Source organism: Gordonia alkaliphila (genome assembly GCF_039542465.1).
Taxonomy (GTDB): Bacteria; Actinomycetota; Actinomycetes; order Mycobacteriales; family Mycobacteriaceae; genus Gordonia; species Gordonia alkaliphila.
The window spans coordinates 1-22,258 of record NZ_BAABIE010000023.1 but is presented as its reverse complement, the minus strand read 5'-3'; the positions used below and the strand labels follow the sequence as shown (position 1 = coordinate 22,258).

The 22,258-nt window shown below is 67.7% G+C and carries 15 protein-coding genes; 12 read left to right on the top strand and 3 right to left on the bottom strand.

Going from position 1 to position 22,258, the window contains the following annotated elements; translation table 11 throughout:
• Nucleotides 1–540: 540 nt before the first annotated feature.
• The 4 genes from ABD989_RS16995 to ABD989_RS16980 all read left to right on the top strand — a co-directional run bounded on the left by ABD989_RS16995 (nucleotide 541) and on the right by ABD989_RS16980 (nucleotide 7,057).
• Nucleotides 541–1,842 (top strand): hypothetical protein, encoded by a 1,302-nt coding sequence (locus ABD989_RS16995; protein ID WP_345314395.1) that lies wholly within the window; start codon nucleotides 541–543, stop codon nucleotides 1,840–1,842.
• Nucleotides 1,839–3,848, top strand: coding sequence for a phospholipase D family protein (locus ABD989_RS16990; protein WP_345314394.1), 2,010 nt, complete (start codon nucleotides 1,839–1,841; stop codon nucleotides 3,846–3,848). Before ABD989_RS16995 ends, ABD989_RS16990 begins: the two co-directional genes overlap by 4 nt.
• Nucleotides 3,845–6,505 (top strand): DEAD/DEAH box helicase family protein, encoded by a 2,661-nt coding sequence (locus ABD989_RS16985; protein ID WP_345314393.1) that lies wholly within the window; start codon nucleotides 3,845–3,847, stop codon nucleotides 6,503–6,505. Before ABD989_RS16990 ends, ABD989_RS16985 begins: the two co-directional genes overlap by 4 nt.
• Nucleotides 6,506–6,568: 63 nt before the next feature.
• On the top strand, nucleotides 6,569–7,057 hold the full coding sequence (locus ABD989_RS16980; protein ID WP_345314392.1) for a hypothetical protein: 489 nt from the start codon (nucleotides 6,569–6,571) through the stop codon (nucleotides 7,055–7,057).
• A 304-nt stretch (nucleotides 7,058–7,361) separates the two neighbouring features.
• Here the strand turns inward: ABD989_RS16980 and ABD989_RS16975 are convergent, their stop codons facing one another.
• The gene (locus tag ABD989_RS16975) at nucleotides 7,362–9,251 is read right to left on the bottom strand and encodes a MucR family transcriptional regulator (RefSeq protein WP_345314391.1); all 1,890 of its coding nucleotides are present in this window, start codon (nucleotides 9,249–9,251) and stop codon (nucleotides 7,362–7,364) included.
• 237 nt (nucleotides 9,252–9,488) lie between these two features.
• On the opposite strand from ABD989_RS16975, the gene ABD989_RS16970 reads away from it, so the two are divergent.
• Genes ABD989_RS16970 through ABD989_RS16955 form a run of 4 tightly spaced genes read left to right on the top strand, consistent with a single transcriptional unit; the run spans nucleotide 9,489 to nucleotide 16,045 of the window.
• On the top strand, nucleotides 9,489–10,952 hold the full coding sequence (locus ABD989_RS16970; protein ID WP_345314390.1) for a DUF3375 domain-containing protein: 1,464 nt from the start codon (nucleotides 9,489–9,491) through the stop codon (nucleotides 10,950–10,952).
• The gene (locus tag ABD989_RS16965; protein ID WP_345314389.1) at nucleotides 10,949–11,614 is read left to right on the top strand and encodes a DUF4194 domain-containing protein; all 666 of its coding nucleotides are present in this window, start codon (nucleotides 10,949–10,951) and stop codon (nucleotides 11,612–11,614) included. Before ABD989_RS16970 ends, ABD989_RS16965 begins: the two co-directional genes overlap by 4 nt.
• Complete coding sequence (locus tag ABD989_RS16960; RefSeq protein WP_345314388.1) at nucleotides 11,611–14,892, top strand: ATP-binding protein; 3,282 nt, start codon at nucleotides 11,611–11,613, stop codon at nucleotides 14,890–14,892. The genes ABD989_RS16965 and ABD989_RS16960 overlap by 4 nt, the downstream gene beginning before the upstream one ends.
• Nucleotides 14,885–16,045: a Wadjet anti-phage system protein JetD domain-containing protein gene (locus ABD989_RS16955; protein ID WP_345314387.1), complete on the top strand. Its 1,161-nt coding sequence runs from the start codon at nucleotides 14,885–14,887 to the stop codon at nucleotides 16,043–16,045. The genes ABD989_RS16960 and ABD989_RS16955 overlap by 8 nt, the downstream gene beginning before the upstream one ends.
• A gap of 18 nt (nucleotides 16,046–16,063) precedes the next feature.
• Here the strand turns inward: ABD989_RS16955 and ABD989_RS16950 are convergent, their stop codons facing one another.
• Nucleotides 16,064–16,459: a hypothetical protein gene (locus ABD989_RS16950; protein WP_345314386.1), complete on the bottom strand. Its 396-nt coding sequence runs from the start codon at nucleotides 16,457–16,459 to the stop codon at nucleotides 16,064–16,066.
• Between the two features lie 173 nt (nucleotides 16,460–16,632).
• Here ABD989_RS16950 and ABD989_RS16945 point away from each other — a divergent pair, with 173 nt between their 5' ends.
• Nucleotides 16,633–17,451: a mycofactocin-coupled SDR family oxidoreductase gene (locus ABD989_RS16945; protein ID WP_345314396.1), complete on the top strand. Its 819-nt coding sequence runs from the start codon at nucleotides 16,633–16,635 to the stop codon at nucleotides 17,449–17,451.
• Here the strand turns inward: ABD989_RS16945 and ABD989_RS16940 are convergent.
• The gene (locus tag ABD989_RS16940; RefSeq protein WP_345314385.1) at nucleotides 17,448–18,152 is read right to left on the bottom strand and encodes a transglutaminase-like domain-containing protein; all 705 of its coding nucleotides are present in this window, start codon (nucleotides 18,150–18,152) and stop codon (nucleotides 17,448–17,450) included. The two genes, ABD989_RS16945 and ABD989_RS16940, sit on opposite strands and share 4 nt — an antisense overlap.
• A 74-nt stretch (nucleotides 18,153–18,226) precedes the next feature.
• Between ABD989_RS16940 and ABD989_RS16935 the strand changes: the two genes are divergently transcribed.
• From ABD989_RS16935 to ABD989_RS16925, 3 genes are all read left to right on the top strand, one after another.
• Complete coding sequence (locus ABD989_RS16935; protein ID WP_345314384.1) at nucleotides 18,227–20,380, top strand: FAD-dependent oxidoreductase; 2,154 nt, start codon at nucleotides 18,227–18,229, stop codon at nucleotides 20,378–20,380.
• A 60-nt stretch (nucleotides 20,381–20,440) separates the two neighbouring features.
• Nucleotides 20,441–20,875: an OsmC family protein gene (locus ABD989_RS16930; RefSeq protein WP_345314383.1), complete on the top strand. Its 435-nt coding sequence runs from the start codon at nucleotides 20,441–20,443 to the stop codon at nucleotides 20,873–20,875.
• 98 nt (nucleotides 20,876–20,973) lie between these two features.
• Complete coding sequence (locus ABD989_RS16925) at nucleotides 20,974–21,960, top strand: diaminopimelate dehydrogenase (protein WP_345314382.1); 987 nt, start codon at nucleotides 20,974–20,976, stop codon at nucleotides 21,958–21,960.
• Nucleotides 21,961–22,258 lie beyond the last annotated feature (298 nt).

Below are 22,258 nucleotides of genomic sequence, written 5' to 3'. Positions count from 1 at the left end.
GAGTCACTTGTGAGGTAACTCACTGATCATCACGCGATGGCCCACCCCAACGGCGACACCAAGCTCTCCGGCGTGTCCACCGCCCTCAGCGAGCCACCAAACCCCACCACTCCAGGGGACTCACCCTGCACCTCGGCCGTGGACAGGGTCCAGAGCGGAATAATCTCCGCGGTGGTTTCAGTAGTCATCTTGCTGCCTTCATCTCGCGACACGGGCGGCGCACATGCCGAAGCCAGGATCTGGCCTCAACTGGACGCCGCCGAATTCCCCGAAACCATATCCGCTGCGTCGGACACCTCCACTCGACACCAGCTCGCGAAGACCAGCAGGTTGCACCCGCAACGGACTGATCGGGTCGACCGTCGGCAGCCGATTAGTCCGTTCGGATGAATAGCCGATCCGGTGACCTGGCCACCCGTCCACCGGGATCCGAACGTCCGGACCAACTGCTATACCTGTCCTGTTGCGGAAACTCTCCGCTCGCCGGGTCGCTCGGGACCACCCGACATAGGCACGCGAGACAGAATCCTGGGGCCCACATTGACGATTCTCGACCAGCTGCCGCGCTTCTCGGCACAGGACAAAGGTGCGGTCGGCGAAGGGACCCTGGACCCGCTCGGACTCAGTCCCGTCGCCGAACGAATCGCGGATCTCCTCGCTCCCGGGCTGCGCGCCCGTATGAGCCAACCACGCTTCACGACACTCGCGGCTGTCGGCGCGATGGCACAACCCGAGCCGGGCCCGGTTACCGCTTCGAACGGTCCGGCAGCGGACATCGCGTTCGAATGGCTCGTCGCAGAAGCCCTGGCCCGCGACAAGAGCGCAAATCCCCCGCATACCTTTCCCGGCTCACGCAAGGTGGCCCGCGCCCTGCGGCGCAACGAACGGGTCAGCGCCTCCGACTACCTCGCCTCACCGCGGGTCTTCGGATTCAACGGCGTTTACCGCCCGTTCGCTCGGTACGCCGGAGTCCTCGATGACAGATCCGATGAGCTCGGACTCAAGGCCATCGGACTGGTCGAGGCGTGGGAGCAGGATCAGGGCCTCACCGGATTCGCCAGGCGCCTGCCGGGCACCGAGGGCAATCGCTTCCGCATCGAAGCGAGCAAGCACGTTCGGGACGCCATGGAGAAGGGTGTGGTGACCGCGCCGGCGACCGGGCAGTTCCTCCGGAACCTGGCACACGTCGCGAACCCCACGGGCGCCGGTCCGCGAGAACGCGCGTACCTACGCAACCTGCTTTTCCACGGCCGGGTCGGCGACGGTGAGATCCGCAATGAACTCGTCCAGTTGATCGCCAACGAACTCGCCGCAGGACCCGGGGACATGTCGATCTCCGACCGCAGCCTCGCCGAGACCGTCGCGCCCAAGGCCAGCACAGTGACTCGGCGCGTCCTCGAGGCGGCGATCGCCTACGAAACCTGCGCCGCCCAGATGGACTACGCCTTCCGCAGCATCCTTCGACACGGCAGTTCTCTGCACGGCGCCTTCACGCTGGACATGGCTGCCGACGCCGAGGGTGTAGCGGAGATTGCAGCCGACTTCCCCGCACTCGTCGACGCCGCCCACACCGCGGCGGGAGCGCTGCAGTCACCCCTGTGGGCAGTGAGCCCGTTCGAGGCATTCACCGAACCACTCGATCCACTTCAGTTCGCCCAAGCCCTGATCACCCACCACCACCGGGTCCAGGCGAATAAGGCGAAACTCTCGTGGCTGGACGTCGACGGCGACGGGTGGCGAGTCCGCCGCCTGTTCCGCGATCAGCCTGAGCTCGACCCCACGGCCTGGCTTCACCCGATGCGATTGACGACCATCGCGATCTTCCTGAAGGCGACAGCATGAAGCAGAAGACCGACGCGCTCCTCGATCTGTGGCAGCCGCCGTTGCATGCCGGCGACCCCGTCGGGGTCCTCGCCACGACGTTCTCCTTTGAACCCGATTTCTTCGAAGCAAACTGCCTCGCTCGTTTCCTGTCCGTCGAGACGGTGTCCGAGGGCGCCAAGTCGATCACCGATCTAGTCGGCGAGATCGAGTTGCAGCAAGCCCTCCGGACGACCGACGTGACGGTGCTCGCCGATCGTTCCCAGGCCGCCGATCGCACGACACTGCAGTGGGATGCGCTCCACTGCCTCGTCCCGGCTGGGCTGCTGCACTCGAAGATTTCGATCCTGTTGTGGCAGAACGCAGCTCGTGTCCTGATCGGATCCGCGAATCTCACCCAGGCGGGGTATCGGTCGAATATCGAGATCGTCGTCAGTGCCGATCTGGGACCGGACTGTCTTCTGCCTCGAAACGTTCTGGACCAGATCGCGAACGAAGTGGCGTCGTACCTCGACCTCGTGCCCGGTTTGGCACCGGACTCCGGCGCACGTGAACGTGCTGAACGCCTCCTCGGACAATTTCGGGAGCGGATCGCGGATTCGTCCGCCAGCGCAGGCAAAGTCCTCGTCAGCGCGGCACCCACCAACCCGTCCGCGCAGCCGCTGGAGCAACTCAACGACGTCTGGAAGCACGGGCGGCCGCTCATAGCCACGCACCTGTCGCCGTTCTGGGACTCGGGGGACCCGCGCGTCCTCGAAACCGTCGGGAGCCTACTCACCGGCCGACCAGCCAGCGAACGCGAGCACATCGTTCTCACCACCATCAACCAGCAGGCCGAGGTCTACTTCCCCGCCGAGCTGAACAACCTAGGGTTGATCGACGGCGTCTACGAACTTCCCACGATCGACGAAGACGGCCGACCGCTACATGCCAAGTGCCTCCAGGTGTCCAACGCCGACTGGGTCGCGGTACTCGTCGGCAGCTCCAACCACACGGTCCCCGGACTCGGCCTCTCCCCCGCCTCTCGCCGCCATCGCGAGATGAACATCTGGCTGGGCGCACCGCGATCCAGCAAAGAAGGCGCAGCCCTCGAGGCGCTGTTGCGGTGCGGCAACCAGTTGGACATGGAGATCACCACCCTGGTGGACACCGAGGACGACGAGGAAGCGGACATCACGCCGCTGCCCGCCTTCTTCGGCTACTGCGAGGCCCGCACGGTCGATGACCACTGGATTCTCCGGTTCGGGTTCGATCCGGATGCCAAGCAACCCGCCGAATGGTGGGTGCGCTCGACGGCGGGACAGTCGATCGTGACGTCGCACGACTGGCGGGCCGCCGGCGCCCCTGCCACCGTCGACTGGACCTTGTCGGTCGACGACCTGATGACCCAGGTCGTCGTCGAGTGGGATGGCCACGAAGGCGTCTGGCCGGTGGTCGTCGACGATCCGCTGGTGCTGCCGCCACCTCCGACGTTGGCGAGTCTGCGCGCCCACCAGCTCTTGGCCGCGCTCGCCGATCGCAAGTCGATCAGTCAGGCGGTCCGCGAACAGCTCGAATCAGAAGCCGTCAAAACCGCCGACCTCACGCCGGTGGACGACCCGCACAAGCGCTTCGAATCGGATCAGTATCTATTGCGACGCGTTCGTGCATTGGGGCGGTCACTCACTCAGATGGAACGGCTCCTGAGCCGCCCGGCAGCCACCGTCGATGTGCTCCGTGCACGTCTCGCGGCGCCGCTCGGTCCCCTGTTCATCGCTGATCGGCTCGCCCGCGACGCACACGACGGCACCGTCCCGTCGACCGAGGCGGCGTTCACGATCGCGGAGGTTGCGCTCTCGGTGGGCCGGGTCGACTGGGCCATCGTCGTCGAACCTTTCGCCGATGACACACCGAACGCGATGGATCCCGTCGCCGACACCATCGCGCAGTTGACCGCTCTCTCGACGAGTCTGACCGATGTACCCGAGCAGATGGCGGCGTACTGCGCCCGCGCATGTGCCCACGCACGCAACGAGGTAGCGCCATGACTTCCCGCCTGACCCCACACCTGTGCACCGAGACCAAAGCCCCTGGGTTCCAACAGGATTGGCAACGTCAACGAAAGACGGCGGATGCGATCCTGGACCGATTCGACCACCAGGAAGGCGTGATCCTCGCCGACCAGGTCGGCATGGGCAAAACTTTCGTCGCCCTCGCGGTCGCTGCAACGCAGGTCCTGGAGAACCGCAACGCCCAGGTCGTGATTCTCGTTCCGCCGCGCGTTGCGCAGAAGTGGGTCGAGGAGGCGAAGGGATTCGCGTCAGACCTCGTGTCCGGTGCCGAGCTGCGCTGTGTGGACCGCCCGATCCGCAGCGGCGAAGCCTTCCTCAAGGCGCTCGACGACGAGCCGGGTCAGCAGGACCATCTGGTCGTCGTTACCTACGAGGCATTGACGACGACGCTGAAGGACCAGTTCGTGGTCCTCGCGCTTCTCTACTTCGCTGTGCAACGCCGAAAGGGCGCCGACGAAGTACGCCAACGGATCGCCCGCTGGTCCGAAGGACGCCACGGGCTCATCAGCGATCCACGCTTCACCCCGGACCGCGTGGCGGAATTACTCAGCACGCCGCCGGCACGGTGGCGGGAGAAGTGGCTCGACCTGACCGGTGAAGATCTCGGCGACGACCCCGTGCCCCGCCAGTTGATCGACGCCGCCCCCGACCTCGATCTGCAAGAAGTCTGGGACACCGTCCATGATCTTCCCCAGCGCTCATCGTCGAAGATCGCTGCCCGTCTGAAGAACATCCGAGAAGCGCTGAACGACGCCATGCAAGGCGTCTGGAAGAGCCTGCTCACCGTTGCCGCAGTGGAACTGCCCCTTCTGATCGTCGATGAGGCGCATGCACTGAAGAACTCCGCCACTCGGCGAAGTCGGCTACTCGGCGAACGCATCGACGGCTCCCCGGACGGGGCACTGTCGGACGTCTTCTCGCGAATCCTGCTCCTCACCGCCACACCCTTCGAGCTGGACGACCGCGAACTGATCAACGTTCTCGGCCGCCTGCGAGCGGTCCGTGAGCCTGCCGTGGCCGAACCGCTGTCCGACCGCCTCGCGGTCTTGGCCGATTCCCTGAAGAAGACGCGTTCTGCTGCGGTCGCCTTTGAGAACGCGTGGTCGCGAATCGAGCCCGACGATCTAGCAACATTCGTCGACTGGTCACCCGACGCGCCCTCTCCCACCACCGCCCGGCCTCGTATTCGCGGGGCCTGGGAGTTGGCGAATACTGCCGTGCAAACTAGGCGCGACCTGGCCGTCGAACTTCGTCGGTGGGTGATTCGCCACGAACGGCCGCACCGCCGCCAGTATCTTCCCGGAGCGCTGACCATTCCCGGTTGCACACAGCCCGGCGGTATAGAAATCAGCGACGAGATCCAGCTGCCTTTCCTCCTCGCCGCCCGCGCCCAAGCACTCAGTGAACGAACCCACTCGGGCGCGGCGCAGGCCCACTTCGCGTATGGAATCGCGTCGTCCTTCGAGACGTTCCTTCGTCTGGATGAGACTGCCCGGGACACCGATGAGGACACCGACGTTGCAGTGCAGGCGCCGCCCACCAGCGATCTGGACTCGCCCGACTGGTACCTCCGCGAGATCACGGCTTCGCTCGATTCCGCCGGCACGCGCCAGCAACACCCGAAGATCGCCGCCACCGTGGCCCGAGCCGTGGAGCTGTGGAAGAACGGCGAGAAGTGCCTGGTCTTCTGCTGGTTCATTCGCACCACGAGCGCGGTACAGATGGCCATTCTCGCGGAAGTCCAATCCACTGTCGGGGCACTCGCCATCGAAGCCCTCGGTGGAACCGAACAAGAAGCTCGCAAAGACCTGGAGCGCATCGCCGAACGCCTGCTGTCCCGCGGCAGCGCCTCGCACCGGCTCATCGAGGAAGCCATCAATGAGCGCTTACTCGTCGGGACCGACCAGGATCGCGAACTCGCGAACGAACTGACTCAAGCAGCTATCAGCAATCTTCGACGTCCCGAGAATCTCGTTCGCTACACGCATCTCCGCGGCCTGACACCGCAAGGTCTCCTCGACGGAATTCGCGGGGCCAACCCGATCGGAGTCGATCTACTCTCCCGTTGGGCGGACTCAGCGACGCGAATCTCGAAGCTGCCTCAAGAAAAGCGTGAGGCACTTATCGAGCACCTGACTGGCGAGCATTCCGACCCGAACGAGCGGGACGGCCGAGGAGCATCGCTGGCGCCCGTCCGGCGCGCCACGGGACAGCAGGCTCGCGAGGTCCGCGAGCGCCTGATTTCGGTCTTCAACACGCCGTTCGCGCCAGATGTACTCGTTGCAAGCTCCGTGATGGGCGAGGGAATCGATCTTCATCAGGAATGTCGCCACGTGATTCACCACGACCTCGACTGGAACCCGAGCAAGCTGGAACAGCGAACCGGCCGACTTGACCGTATCGGTGCGCTCGCAGAGCGGATCGGCAAGGACATCATCGTCTACGAGCCCTACCTCGCCGGGACCCATGACGAGAAGATGTATCGCGTCGTCAAGGACCGAGCCTCCTGGTTCGACATCGTGATGGGCGCAAAGGTGGTCGACGACGAGCTCACGACCGACCGAGTCGAGAAGCGGGTGACACTGCCCCCGACCATTGCCGAGGCGCTCCGTATGGACCTGACCTGCGGATAGTTCCTCTGTTTCGCCCCAGGGAGGTAGCCCAGAATTGTCGTAGGCAGGTGACACACTCCTCGCATGATGCTGCCGCCAGACCCCGCCAACAAATCCTCCGACGCCTTCGCGTACGACGAGCCACGCGGTACCTGCCCGAAGTGCGGCAGCGGCGAAGTGACCCACTTCTTCTGGGGCATGCCCACCCAGTCGACCTACGAGAGCAGCCCTGCGTGGGTGTCGTTCGGTGGGTGCTGCATCCCCGAGGTCATGGTCGACCGAGCGTGTAGCAGCTGCGGCTATGAGTGGGAAATCGACGACGACGGCACGCCGGTGACCCCACGACGGCTCGGCAGCAATGGCCGGGTCCGCGCACGGCTGTGGAACTTCGACGGCCGGCACAACGACCTCCCCGGCGTCGTCCCGCCCGGCGTTGACGATCAGGACCGCGTCGTGGAGGGGGAACTCCTCATCGAGGAGGTCAACGCTCCCTTCGGCAAGTTCCAGTTCCTCGTCGTCGAAGACGACGGCCAGATCACCTGGGTGGAAGAAGACACCGTCAAGCGGTGTTAGGCGCTGGGCGCCGGGCGCGGCCGGCCGCGGCAGTAGGACCGGAACGGTTCCCTCAAAACCCTACAAAGATGCCATCGGAACTCTGTAGGTATCGTACATGTGTTCCTATGCTTTGTGAACCTACTCTGTAAGTAGGGCGACAGCTCTACCTGCTCTCCCCTCCACGAGGGAGGGTGCGCGTTCTTTGAGAAGTTCATATCGACAACCGGAGAAATCCGGGGAGGCCCCGCACCGTGAGAGTGCTCGGCCTCCCCAGGCCGACGAGCCATGCCCGCATCACCCATACGGGCCGGTCCGAGGCGAACTACGTCCTGCGCCAGTTCGCCGGCCGGGTGATCCCGTGCCGCTCCTGATACTGCGCCCACGACAGTCGGCTGCCGTCCTCGGTACGATGGGCGGGAGCGTGCCGTCCTAGGCTGGCGAACCACAGCCCGCATTCGTGGCACTGTGACCGATCACCGTCGTCGGACAAGGACCCGAATCGGCTGAGTCGGAACGGGGCAGTCGGTGCCCAGGTGTCGTCCGGGCGCATGCGCAGCAGTTCAGTCATCACCGCCGAATCCTTCACGCCGACGCGAGCGGCGAAGTCGCGGAGATTCAGGTGCTGCGCTGCCAGATCGGCCAGCGCGTCCTCCCACGATCCGTATCCGTGCGCCGCCAACCGCTCCGTCCACAGATCCTTGGGCTCGCGATCGGTCGGCCGCGCGGTGGCCGCCGCCCACAGGCCGTCGGACAGACCGTGCCGCTCGCGATAGGCCTGCACCGTCAGTTTCCGGCCGTCCACCATGTGCGACGGAATGTGCTTCGTGATCCGCCTGAACCACAGGCCGCACTCGTGGCACTGGGAGTAGTCCCCGTCCCGCGCCAGCACTCCGGGCCTGCTCAATCGGTACGGCTTGTTGGCCGCCCACGGGTCGCCGGAGATCGATTTCGCGATCACCGTCGGCAGCGCATCGCTGCGCACACCCAACTGTTCACCGAGCTCCGCCAACCCGAAGTGCTCAGCCGCCGCAGCGATGATCGCCTCCTCCCACGAGGCGTATCCGGCCTGAGCCAGCCGCGGCCCCCACAGGTCATCCTTGGCGCGGCGCACATTGCCCCGACTACGCAGCGACAGATCCGCCGGGAGCCCGTGGCGCGTGCGATAACCGTCCTCGGTCAGGCGGTCGCCGTCGTCGTCGACGTGCCCGGTCAGGTGTCTCGTCAACGACCCGAACCACAATCCGCATTCGTGGCACTGCACCCGACGCCCGTCGTCGGCCAGGATCCCGGCGGCGCTGGTGCGCAGGTGCGCGGTGGCAGCGAACGGGTCCCGCGGGTTGGCCACGCTGATCCGCTTGAGCAGGGTGTCACCGCGGATATGCACCAGCTCAGCCAGCTCCGTCGACGTCAAATGTTCGACGATGCCGTGCGCAAGCAGGTCGGTGGGATCGATGAAGCCCGCCGCGCGAGACCGCGCGGCCATGTCCTCGAACGACGACAGCTGTTTGCCACGAGCGATGTTCCGTTCACGGGCGGCGGCGCTGCGGGCGGACCGGTCCAGCGACCAGTCCGGATCCAACCGATCCAACTCGGCGACGGCCCGCCGCGGCAACTTGCCGGCCGCCTTCTCGTAGCGCAGCTGGGTAAGCCAGCTCGACAACGCTCCCCGCGTGTTCAGCAGACTGCCGTGCCGCTCGGCGTGCTCGGCCGCCGCACGCGCCCGCCGCTGCCACAGCGGCGGCAGCACCACGCCGTCGGCCAACCCGACCGCACGCGCCTGCTGGTGGGTGATGTCCAGCTTGCGGGCGATATCCGCCCACCCCTTGTCGTGCTCGATGGCCCAGTCGACGGCGGCCTGCCACGACGACCAGCCCGCGTCGGCGAGCCTCCTCGACCACAGTTCCTCCGCCAGCACCTCGTACTCGGCGCCCACCGGACCGCGGTCGGGATAGGTGGCGGCAACAAACCGCGGCAGCTCCATCTCGCCGGCCTGGTCGATCCGCTGCAAAGCGTTGGCCCGCGCCAGATTCCGATGGGCGTCCGCCGCCAGCGGGATGGTGGCCGGCAGATCCCACTCGTATCGGTACTGCTCGGACGTGAGGTCGTGCACGGGCAGGTGGCTCGACAGCGAGCGATACCAGCCGCCGCACTCGTGACACTGCACGCGTTCGCCGTCCGTGGCGAGAATTCCCCGCACCGATTCGGTGGGCATCGAGCCTGTGCTCGTCTTCCCCCTCGTCGCCACGTGTCCCCCTCAGCTACTCGCGTCGTGCGCGTCGGTCTTCCGCGTCGACCCTACGTTGCCGCACGGCGGCTGGGCCTTGCGGAAGCCACAAGACCAGGCCTGCTCACCACAGGCCTCCATGCTGCCGGTCTCCGAACCACTGTCGGACCCTCGTGATTCCATAGCTTCAGAACCGGTGTCGACCGGTAGAGCGGAGGGGAAGTCATGTCCGTGGTGGGCGACGTGTACCGCATCTCGGCTTTACGTTCCGACGATGCAGCGTGGGCCCTGCTGCGCGCAAAGAACGCACCGGTGATCCTCGCGCTCCTCGGCCGGCACTTCGGCGACGGCGTCCGACGACTCCCCGCCCCCGAATTGTTCGCGCTCCTCGACGCCGACCTCGAAGAACTCCGCGACAGCGGAGCAGACCTGCCCAACACGGGCCAAGGCTACTGCGCCGAGTGGGTCCGCTCCGGGTTCCTCCTGCGACGCTCCTCCGCCGCCGCCCGCGAAGAATCGCTGGAGCCGACCGACGGCGCCTTCGCCGCCCTCGACTTCGTCGGCTCCTTGCGCACCCCCGTCACGTCGGTCACCGAATCCCGATTGTCGACGCTGTCGACGCAGCTGAGCGCCCTGGCCCGGGACTCCGATCCGGACACCGAGTCCCGACTCGCCCGACTCCGTGCCGAGCGCGACGCGCTCGACCGCCGGATCGCCGCCGTCGAGTCCGGCGACTTCCCGGTCCTCAGCGGGGCCCGCGCGCTCGAACGCACCCGCGAGATCCTCGCCCTCGCTTCCGAGGTGCCCGCCGACTTCGCGCGAGTCCGCACCGATTTCGACGAACTCAACCGCAGCCTGCGCGCGCGGATTCTCGACGACGAGAACGACCGCGGCGACACCCTCGGCGACGTCTTCCGCGGTGTCGACCTGATCGCCGAGTCTGACTCCGGCCGCAGCTTCGCCGCGTTCTACGACACCATCCTCGATCCGGCCCGCTCCGCCGAGATCGACGATGCGATCACCGCTGTCCTCGACCGACCGTTCGCCGCCGAGCTCGACGCCGACCAGCGTCGCAAGCTGCGCCGACTGCTCACCGACATGGAGGTCGCCGCCGGCGAGGTCCACGAGATCATGACGTCGCTGTCCCGCTCACTGCGCCACTTCGTGCAGTCCCGCGCCTACGAGGAGCACCGCCGCATTCAGCAGCTGATCCGATCGGCGCAGCAGAAGGCCACCGCCGTCGCTGAAGTTCGACGACCGTTCGACGTCCTCGACCTCGACCTGGTTCGGGTGGGCATGGCAATCGAATCGATCACGTCGCTGCGCATGCACAATCCGGCCGACGACCGCGTCACCGACGAGGTGGTGGTGCACCAGTCCGGGGTGGCCGACCTCGCCGCCCTCCGCGCACTGGTCCGCGAATCCGAAATCGACTTCGACGAACTGACCGCCAACGTCGCCGACCTTCTCGCTGCCAAGGCCCACGCCACCGTCGGCGACGTCCTCGCCGACCACCCCGCGACGCAGGGCCTGGCCAGCGTCGTCGGGCTCCTGGTCCTGGCCACCCGGCACGGACATCGCGTCGACGGCACCGAACACATCACCTGGACGTCGGTCCGCGGCACCCCGCGCTCGGCGGTCATCGCCCGCCACCAATACGACCCGACTGCCCCGGAGCTGCAACGATGAGCCCCTACGATCCTCCGTCCGACGCCGACCACGACGCCTCGGCCGATGATCTCGCAACGACGGCGCGCTACCCCGGTGACACCGGCGAACTGGCCCTGCCGAGCCGTCGCGCCCTGATCCAGCTCCTCAAAGGCCCGCTGATCACGTCGACGAAGCACGCCGAGATCTGGCGCACCGTGATCAGCGATCAACGCCTCCTCCGGTCCCGCCTCGCGGACGTCTTCCTCGACCTGGTGATCGACGAGGAGAACGAGATCGCCTTCACCCGGCCTGCCGATACCGGCGAGACCGTCGACGCCCCGAGCGTGCTGCGCACCGAACGACTCACCTTCATGGACACCGTGATGCTGCTCGCGCTCCGCCAGTTGCTGCTGCGCGCCCAACCCGGCGAACGCGTGATCATCGATCGCGACGAAATCGCCGACCAGCTCGAGGTGTACCGCCGCCACACCAACACCGACCCGGCCGGCTACCGCAAGCGGATCGACTCGTCGTGGAGCAAGCTCACCAAATACTCCCTGCTGAACAAGACCACCTCGGAAGACCGCATGGAGATCTCCCCGGTACTCCGCCAACTGTTCGACGCCGAGCAGGTAGCACTCGTCGGCGCCGAGTTCGACCGCATTCTCGCCGCGACCGACGACGAGCAGGAGCAGTCATGACCGCCGCGCCCGAACAGCGCCGCCTGGCCCGCGTCCAGATCCACAACTGGGGAACCTTCGACGGCTACCACCAGATCCCGATCTCCCGAGACGGCTACCTGATCACCGGCAATTCCGGCTCCGGCAAGTCGACGCTGCTCGACGCGATCTCGGCCGTTCTGATGTCCGGGGACCGCGTCCAGTTCAACGCCGCTGCGCAGGAATCCGACCGGTCCGGCCGCACCCTCGTCAGCTACATCCGCGGTGCCTGGCGTCGGGACACCGACGCCGAATCGGACGTGCTGGTCAGCAGCTACCTGCGCACCGGCGCCACCCGCAGCGCCGTCGCCCTCACCTATCGAACCGCCGACGACCAGCCGCCGGTCACCCTGCTCAAACTGATGCATCTGGGCCGCGCGAAGAACACCAACGCCGACGTCTCACACCTGCACATCGTGATCGACGACGAACTCGACCTCACCGACCTCCTCCCCTTCATGAGCGACGGGATCGACCGCCGCGCCATCCGCAAGCGCTGGCCGGAAGCCGACGTCAATCCGTCCTACGCCCCGTTCGCCCGCAAGTTCCGGTCCCGACTCGGCATCTCCACCGAGTCCGCGCAGCGACTTCTGCACCGCACCCTGTCGGCCAAGAGCCTGGCCAGCCTCGACCAGCTGTTCCGCGACTACATGCTCGACCCGCCGGAGACCTTCGGCCTCGCCGACCGGGCCGTCGAGCAATTCCAAGACCTGCGCGAGGCGCACCGCGTCGTGGTCGATGCCCGCCGTCAAGTCGAGGCCTTGGCCCCGCTCACCGATCTGGCCCGCACTCGGGAGGAGTCGCTGGCCGTGGCGACCGCCACCGAGGAGGAAGCCACCTGGCTCGACGCGGCCCACGCGCAACGCACCGCCGAGATCCTGCGGGGTGAACTCACCGAGCTCGCCTCGCAGACCCCGCTCATCGAAGAAGCCACCGCCGCGGCCCGCGCCGACGACACGCAGGCCCGCGACGCGGTGCTCGACGCGAAGGTCGCCGTCGAGCAGCTCGGCAGCGGCCGCTTGACGGTGCTGAACAATCAGCGCGAGCAGCAGCAGGAGGCGGTCCGCCGAGTGACGGCTCGGCGCACCCAGCTCGAGCGCGCCGTGACCGCGTGGGGCGGTAGCGTCCCGTCCGACATCGAGGCCTTCACCCGCCTGCAGGGCCAGCTCGAAGACCAGCTCACCGACTCCGCGCGCGGCCACGAAGAGCGGCACCGCGAGCTGTACGAACTCTCCGCGCGACGCGCTCAGGCGCAGGAGAAGTCGCGCACGCTCGTCGCCGACCGCGAAGCACTCGCCCGGCGACGCTCCAACCTCGACCCGGAACTGTTGCGTGCACGCGAGATCCTGTGCGCAGCAACATCGTTGACCGAAGATCTGCTCCCGTTCGCCGGTGAGCTGCTGCAGGTCCAGAGCGACCAGTCCGAATGGATCGGCCCCATCGAACGCGTGCTGGGCCCGCTCGGGCGCACGCTGCTGGTGCCCGACGAGCACTATCGCGCAGTCGCCGCCGCCGTGGACCAGAACCGGATGGGCGCACGCCTCGTCTATCGACGACTCCCGCGGCACACCAACCGGGCACCGCGCCGAACCGGTCCCGCCTCGCTGGTGCGGAAGGTCGACGTCGACCCCGGACCGATGGCCGAATGGCTCCAACAGCACCTCGCCGACCGGTACGACTACGCGTGCATCGACGACTCCCGGGACTTCGGCGCCCACGACCGCGCCGTGACCCGCGCCGGGCAGGTCAAGCACTCCGTCGAACGGCACGAGAAGGACGACCGGCGTGCCATCGATGACCGACGACGCTGGGTACTCGGCTTCGACAACGAGGACAAGCTGAACGACCTGCGCAGTCGGATCGACGAGCTGGACGCCGAGGCCGCCACCCTCACCGCGCGGTTGGATCAGCTCGATCGCGCCGACCAGCAGATCGCGGCCCAGAATCGTGCCGCGCAGACCGTGCTCGACGCCCAGTGGTCGGAGATCGACCTCGCTAGCGCGCAGGCCGAGCTCGACACGCTCGACACCCGGATCGCGCAGTGGCAGCAGGAGAACCCCGAGCACTCCGCGCTGACCCATCGCTACGAGGAGGCCGCCGCCGTCGCCGAACAGTCCGCGGCTGCCCTCGTCGCGGCCGTCTCTGCGGAGCGGGCACACCACGCCGAGATCACGCGCCGCACCGACCTGCTCGCCAAGGGTGCGGCCACCGACCACGAGCCGGTGCCCGACGCGATCGCCCTCCGGCTCGACGAGCGGTACCGGGCCGTCGCCCGCCGCATCACCAGCGGCAACGTCGATTCCGCGTTGCACACGGTGAGCAAGGCGATCACCGCGGAGCAGCAGCGCGCGAGCCGAGAGCTCAGTCGCGCCAACGACGGCATCGTCCGCGTCCTGGCGAAGTACCTCAGTGAATGGTCCGCCAGAACCGGCGAACTGCGCGCCGAACCGGACTTCGCCGACGACGCGCTGGCCGTGCTGAATCGGCTGCGCGCCGAAGGTCTGCCCAACTACGAGAACCGCTTCTTCGAGATGCTCAAGGAGCAGTCCACACAGAATCTCGGTCGGCTCGCGCTGACCATCCGACGGGCACCGGGCGAGATTCGCGACCGGATCGATCCGGTCAACGACTCCCTGCGCGCCTCCCCGTTCGACACCGACCGCTGGCTGCGCATCCAGGTCCGCGAACGCCGATCGCAGCGGGCCGCCGAGTTCCTCGACGCCCTGACCGCCACCTCGACGGGCTCCTGGGCACAGGAGTCGAAGGCCGACGCCGAGGCCCGTTTCCTCCGGATGTCCGAACTGCTCGACCGCCTCGGTTCCTCGGAACCCGCTGACCGACGCTGGCGGCTCCAGGTCCTCGACACCCGCCTGCACGTCGGCTTCATCGGTGAGGAGTTCGACGACGACGGCGAGATCCGCAACTATCACGATTCCTCGGCCGGGCTGTCCGGCGGCCAGGCCCAGAAGCTCGTGTTCTTCTGTCTGGCCGCCGCCCTGCGCTACCAGCTGAGCCCTGACGGCAGCGGCGTCCCGCGCTACGGAACGGTGATCCTGGATGAGGCCTTCGACCGCGCCGACGCCACCTACACCCGGCGCGCTCTCGACGTCTTCGACCAGTTCGGCTTCCACCTGGTGCTGGCCACTCCGCTGAAGCTGCTGCAGACGTTGGAGGACTACATCGGCGGCGCCGCCACCATCAGCATTCGCGACAGCAAGCACTCCCAGATCGACCTCGTCGAATGGTCGACCGATGGCTAACACCGAGGGTCGCCAGCTCAGCCCGGCCCAGACCGCGGACCGCGCCGGCACTGCCGTGCGGTCCCGACTCCGCCAGTGGCTGACCGATCCGATTGCGGCACAGACGGATTCGGTCAGCATCGGCTTGCACCCGCCGACAGAACGACTCGTCGCCGTCGACCCGGATGCCGCCCGCGCGTGGGTCCGGTTGTGGCAGAACTACACCGGGCCCGGCGTCGTCGGCTGGGAGCCCCGACGCTGGCCGAGCTTCGGCACCCAGGACGTTCCCGTGCGACTGCGGCTGACCGGCGTCGAGGAGATCTGCCGCTCCGCGGGCGCGGGCGCGCGCTGGCAGCGGCTGCGGACCCGGCGTGATGCACTGGCCGCATTGGCGGCCGCCGACCACTTCCCCGCCGTCGTCGCCAAGAACGTCAAGCGCTGGGAGTCGTTGTCCGACATCGACTTCACGAGACTTCTCGCAACGGCGTCCTGGCTCCTCACCCACCCCGATTCGGGGCTGTTGATCCGCCAGCTGCCGATCGAGGGCGTCGACACCAAATGGCTCGCCGCGCACCGCGGCCTCGTCGACAGCCTGGTCCTCGGTGCCACCGGATCCACCGACCTCGGCATTCGCACGCTGCCGCCGCTCTACGAAATCGCGCTGCTCGACGACGCGATCCTGCCCGGCATGCCCCGTGTGTTCGCCGCCACCATCGACAGTCTCGCCGCCCTACCGGTGGCCCCGTCGCGGGTCGTGATCTTGGAGAACCGCGAGGGCGTGCACGCGCTGCCACCCATCGCCGACACCATCGCGCTGCACGGCGGCGGCAACGCGGTCACGTCCATGGCGCACTTCGGCTGGCTCGCCGACGCCGACGCCGACGTCGTCTACTGGGGCGACCTCGACACGCACGGCTTCGTCATCTTGGATCGGCTGCGCCGCCGGCTCCCGCACGTGCGCAGCCTGCTGATGGACCCGGCGACGTTCCAGCGGTGGACGCACCTGGCGATTCCTGAGCCCGCGCCGGCGACCGAAGCACCGACGATCCTGACCGCTACCGAACAGCAGGCGCTGGCGGACGTCCGCGCCGCGTCCCTCCGTTTGGAGCAGGAACGTATCCCGTGGGCCTACGTCCTCGAGCGCCTCGCCGCAGCAGGCCTCGCGCCGACCTGACATGGCGGCTGCCCGACGTCACCGACTCGCGCGGGCGCGCAGGATCTTGTCCAGGTCGCGCTTGCCGGTGACCTTGACGAGCGGAATGCTGTCGATCTGGTCGAAGGTCAGCACCTGCTCGGGTCGGGTGATCCGCGCAACGTCGTCCTTCGACGGCTCGGGCACCGCGGCGGCCGCGTCGCAGAAATCCCAGGCATCGATCGAGTCGTGCTCCCACTGCCGCTCGCCCTCCGGCAGTTGGTGGTCGGCGGAGACGAACCAGTTGGCGATCAGTCGTTCCTGCCCGGGCAGCAGGGTCCAGAACTTCACGCGGTCGATCCGGGCGTGCGCGTCCGGCCGGGACACCGCGACCCACGCGAGGCTGCCGTCGGTGTCGAGCATCCGCCAGAACTGCCACTTCTTGAAATCGACCATCGTCACTCCCCTCTCACGCAGGCCCCCGGGCGGGCCGCTGTGCGTGCATAGTCGCAGGCACCTCCGACATCGATCAGGACCAAGGCCCTCGCATGTCCGATTCGCCGGACAGCGTCGTCGAACAGCGATTGACTGCAAGACAGAACGTACGCAACGAGATTGAGGAGCAGATCATGGGTGGACGACTCGACGAACAGGTAGCACTGGTCACCGGAGCAGCACGCGGACAGGGGCGCGCGCACTGCCTGCGCATGGCCTCCGAAGGCGCCGACATCATCGCCGTCGACCTGGCCGCACCGCTCCCCGACGCGGTCCCCTACGAATCGGCCACCCCCGACGACCTCGCCGAAACCCGCCGCCTCGTCGAGGAAACCGGCCGCACCATCATCACCGCGCAGGCCGACGTCCGCGACCTCGACGCCCTGCGCGCCATCGTCGACGACGGCGTCGCCCAGCTCGGCAAGCTCACCACAGTCGTCGCCAATGCCGGCATCTGCATTCCGGTGATCTGGGACCAGACGTCGCCGGAACTGTTCGACGACGTGATCGGCGTGAACGTCCGCGGCGTCTGGAACACGGTGATGGCTTCAGCGCAGCACGTGATCGACTCGGGCGGCGGCTCGATCATCCTGATCAGCTCGTACGCCGGTAAGAAGGTCCAGCCGTTCATGGTTCCGTACACCACCAGCAAGCACGCGGTCACCGGCATGACCCGCGCCTTCGCCGCCGAGCTCGGGCAGTACAACGTGCGCGTCAACAGCATTCACCCCGGCGGCGTCGCCACCCCGATGGGTGGCGGTGACATGGTGGCCGAACTCGAACGCACCGGCGCCAGCAACCCGAAGCTCAACCTGATGGCCACCACCTTCACCGAGCAGACCTACGCCGAACCGGAGGAGATCGCCGCGGTCGCGGCCTTCCTGGCCTCCGACGACTCCAAGTTCATGACCTCCGAACACCTCAGCGTCGACGGCGGTTCGCAGTACTTCTAGTCGTGGAAAGCCTCGTCCACCACGTCGGACATCGCGTCGACGCCGCCGGTCATCGCCGGACCGTAGGCCGCGAGGATCGCCGTCAACATCTGGTCGAACGGCAGGTCGGTGTACTGGCCGTGGTCGCGCAGGTACTCCATGTGCCGGTGACCGGCGACGTCGTACGAGTGCATCAGCGCGTCCGACCGGCCGTCGAACTCGAGCCTCTTGGTGCCGAACCGCTCGCACATCTCGCGGTTGAACGCGGGGCTCGCCTTGCGCCATTCGCCGTCGATCCAGATGGTGCTGTAGCCGTGGTAGACGAACAGGTCGGTGCCCATCAGGGCGCGCAGCTTCTCGCTCTGCAGGTGGTTGCGCACGTCGGCGAAACCGAGTCCGGCGGGGATCCCCACTGCACGACAGGCCGCGGTCAGCAGAACCGACTTCGGCACGCACCAGTTGGCGCCGCCGGCCAGTACCGCGGAGGCGCGGAAGGCCGCCGGGTCGTCGTTCACGCTGTACGGGTCGTAGCGCCAGCCGTCGCGCACGGCCTCGAACAGCGCCACCGCCTTCTCCCGGTCGGTCTGCGCGCCCGCGGCGGCGATGGTGGCGGTCGCGAAGTCGACGATCCGCGGATCGTCGGAGTCGATGAACCACGTCGGCGCGCTGCAGGAATCCTGAGGCGGCGTGGCGACGAGGTCGGCCGAACCGGTGTGCGTCATGCCTCCAGCATGGCCCACGCCGATCCGCCGCAGAACCCGGGTCGACGTCCCGCCGCCGGACATACAGTGGACTCATGGCCCCCACCACTAACTCTTATTCACATCTGCTCGCCCCCGGCACGATCGGCCCGATGACGCTGAGCAACCGCGTCGTCATGTCGGCGATGGACATGAACCTGTCCACCGACGGTGTGATCGAACCCGGCGACGTCGACCACTTCGTCGCCCGCGCAGCCGGCGGCACCGGCATGATCATCACCGGCTGCTGCTCGGTGGGCTATCCGGCGGGCAGCACCAGCACCAAGGAACCCGGCCTCTCGTCGGACCACTTCATCCCGGGGTTGAAGGCGTTGGCCGACGGTGTGCACGCGGCCGGCTCCAAGCTGTGCGTGCAGATGGTGCACCACGGCAAGGTCGCCCGCATCGACACCATTCAGGACCGTCCGCTGCAGGTGGTCTCCGAACCCCGCGACCAATACGACCTGAGCGCCCTCGCCGACAACACCCCCGACGAGCTCGCCAAGATGGCGGCGGTGACCGGCGGCAAGGCGCCCAGCTATCACGCGGTGACGCTCGACGACATCGCCGAGATCACCGCGCAGTTCGCCGACGCGGCCCGGCGTGTGCGCGATGCCGGCGCCGATGCCGTGGAGATCCACTGCGCCCACGGCTATCTCCTCAGCGGCTTCCTCACCCGCGCCGACAACCGCCGCACCGACCAGTACGGCGGCTCCATGGAGAATCGGGCCCGCTTCGCCTGCGAGGTGATCACCGCGGTTCGGAACGTGGTCGGGAACGACCTCGCGATCCTGGTCCGCGTCTCCGGCAGCGAATACGGCGAGGAGGGTTGCCTCACCACCCCCGAGGCGACGATGGCCGCCAAACTGTTCGAGGCCGCCGGCGCCGACGCGATCGACGTGACCGGCTGGGGCCGCAATCCGTTCTCCAACTTCACCGACGGCCCGCTGCCGGACAAGATCGGCGCCTTCGTCGACACCGCCGCCGCGGTGAAGGCCGCCGTGACCATTCCGGTGATGACCGTCGGCCGGGTGCTCCCCGAGGTCGGCGAGCGCGCGCTCGCCGAGGGGAAGGCCGATTTCGTCGCGATGGGCCGCCAGTTGCTGGCCGATCCCGATCTGGTGAACAAGCTCGCCGCAGGCACGCCCGAGCGCGTGCGCCCCTGCATCAACTGCTACGTCTGCGTGCAGGAGAACTTCTGGGACGACACCCCGATCTGCGCGGTGAACCCGGCCCTCGGCGACGAGGACAAGACTCCGCTCACCCGCGTCCGAGCCGCGGTGGCCAAGCACGTCGTGGTGGTCGGCGCCGGTCCCGCCGGGCTGGAGACCGCGCGCGTCGCGGCGCAGCGCGGACACCGCGTCACCGTGCTCGACAAGGTGGACCGTCTCGGCGGCACGCTGTGGTTCTCGTCGCTCACCACACCCGCGAATTACCCACTGCTGGAATGGCTTTCCGGCGAGACGGCGCGCCTGGGCGTCGACATCCGACTGGGCACCGAGGCGACGGCGTCGTCGATCACGGCGCTCAAGCCCGACGCCGTGGTGATCGCGACCGGCGCCGTCCGCGACCGGCCGACGGTGCCCGGCGGCGACCTGTCGCACGTGCACACCGGCGACACCATGCGCGCTCTGATGACCGGCGTCGGCGACACCTCCGGTCAGGCCTGGTACCTGCGCGCCGCCGGTCGCCTCGGCAAGCTGACCGGGCTCACCAAGACCCCGGCGCGCATCGCCAAGCTCACCCGCACCATCCTGCCGGTGGGCCGCAACGTGGTGGTGATCGGCGGCTCGCTGGTGGGACTGGAGTTGGCCGAGTTCCTCGGCGAACGCGGCCGCCACGTGACGCTCTTGCACGACGGTCAGCAGCTCGGCCTGCCGATGGCGCTGCCCCGCCGGTGGACCGCGGTGCGCCACGCCAAGGAAGCCGGCGTCACCATCCACCGGAACACCCGGGTCACGCGGATCACCCGCGACACCGTCGACTTCGAGATGGACGTGGTGGACCGCCGCGGCACGGTGACCGAGACCAAGACGATGAGCGCGCCCGCCGCGATGGTCATCATGGCCTCCGGCGTCTCGGCCGCCGCACCCCTCGCCGACCAGCTGCGACCGCTGGTCCCCGAGGTGCACGTGGTGGGCGACGCCGGTGCCGTCGACTACATCCAGGGCGCCATCCACACCGCCTGGCCGGTGGCGTCGGCGCTCTGACCGTAGACGGCGTCGTCGATCCCACCCGGGATTGATACCCCTAGGGGTATAGTGGGCGGCATGCAGAAACTACCGCACCACTACGCCGCCTGCGCCCTCAGCGAGCCGGGCGAGGCGATCACCGTCTCCTCGCCCGGTCTCGACGCCCTCACCACCGAGACGCCGCCCGAGTTCGGCGGACCGGAGGGGATGTGGTCGCCGGAGACCCTCATGATGGGCGCGGTCGCGAACTGCTTCATCCTCACGTGGCGGGCCATCGCCGCGCACAACGGTGTCGAGTGGATCGACATGCGCGTCGACGTCACCGGCGAACTGGATCGCGTCGAGCGCGTCACCCGATTCACCCAGGTCGTCCAGAAGGCATACCTGGTGGTCCCGACCGGCGCCGATCGCGCCAAGATCGGGGAACTCCTGGCCAAGACCGAAACGTCGTGCCTGGTGGCCAATTCGATGAACGCCGAGTTCGTACTCGAAACGGAGATCACCGAGGCCTGACCGGCCGATGCGGTGATCGGCGGCGTCGAGTCCGGACGATAGACTCGACGCCGTTATGCCGGTTTCTCCGGCGGGTAGTACGACGAGAGGTCCAGGCAGTGACTACGCAGATTCGGGTCGGCATCGTCGGCTACGGCAACCTCGGCCGCGGCGTGGAGACCGCCATCGGACTCAACCCGGACCTGAGCCTGGTCGGCGTCTTCACCCGCCGCGCCCCGGAAACCGTTGCGACGGTGAACGATTCGACGCCGGTCTTCGCGATGAGCGAGTTGGAGGCCGGGCGCGACGACATCGACGTCCTCGTCCTGTGCGGCGGTTCGGCCACCGATCTGCCCGAGCAGAGCCCGGCGCTCGCGGCCAAGTACTGCATCGTCGACAGCTACGACAACCACGCGAAGATCCCCGAGCACTTCGCCGCCGTCGACGCCGCTGCGCGCCCGGCCGGCACCACCGCCGTGATCTCCACCGGCTGGGATCCCGGCATGTTCTCGCTGAACCGCGTGTTCGGCGAGGCGCTGCTCGCCCAGGGCAGCACCTACACGTTCTGGGGCCGCGGCCTGAGTCAGGGTCACTCCGACGCGCTGCGCCGCGTGCCCGGCGTCGCCGGCGGCGTGCAGTACACGCTGCCGTCGGAGACCGCGATCGAGCGCGTCCGCGCCGGCGAGAACCCCGAGCTGTCCACGCGCGAGCGCCACACCCGCCAATGCTTCGTGGTGCTGACCGACGGCGCCGACGCCGACACGGTGCGCGCCGAGATCGTGAACATGCCGAACTACTTCGAGCCCTACGACACCACCGTCGAGTTCATCACCGCCGACGAGCTCAAACGCGACCACCAGGGAATGCCGCACGGCGGCTTCGTGATTCGCAGCGGCACCACGTCCGAGGGCACCAAGCAGGTCATCGAGTACAGCCTCACCCTGGAGTCCAATCCGGAGTTCACCGCCAGCGTGCTGGTGGCCTACGCCCGCGCCGCAGCGCGCCTGCACAAGGTCGGCGACATCGGCGCCAAGACCGTGTACGACATCGCCCCCGGCCTCCTCTCCCCGCTCTCGGCCGAGGAACTCCGCGCCAACCACCTCTGACGTACCCTTCTCCCCGAGAGCGACCGACTGCCGCGTACCGCGGGGCTACGGACTTTTAATCCGCAGGTCTCAGGTTCGAGCCCTGTTGAGGAACTGGTGGAACGCCAGGCCAGGGATTGTTTCCCTGGCCTGGCCTTTTCGTTTGAGGTGCTACCCTCCGTGCCACCCAACGGGGCTCTTCGAAGTTGAGCGGGCACCTCAGCAGTGAATCTGGATGCCTGCCCGCTGTTTGCGGGTGCAGTGGAATCGTATCCGGCGTCGTGAGTTCTCGAGGTTCCGGAAGCCACATGCGGCGCGT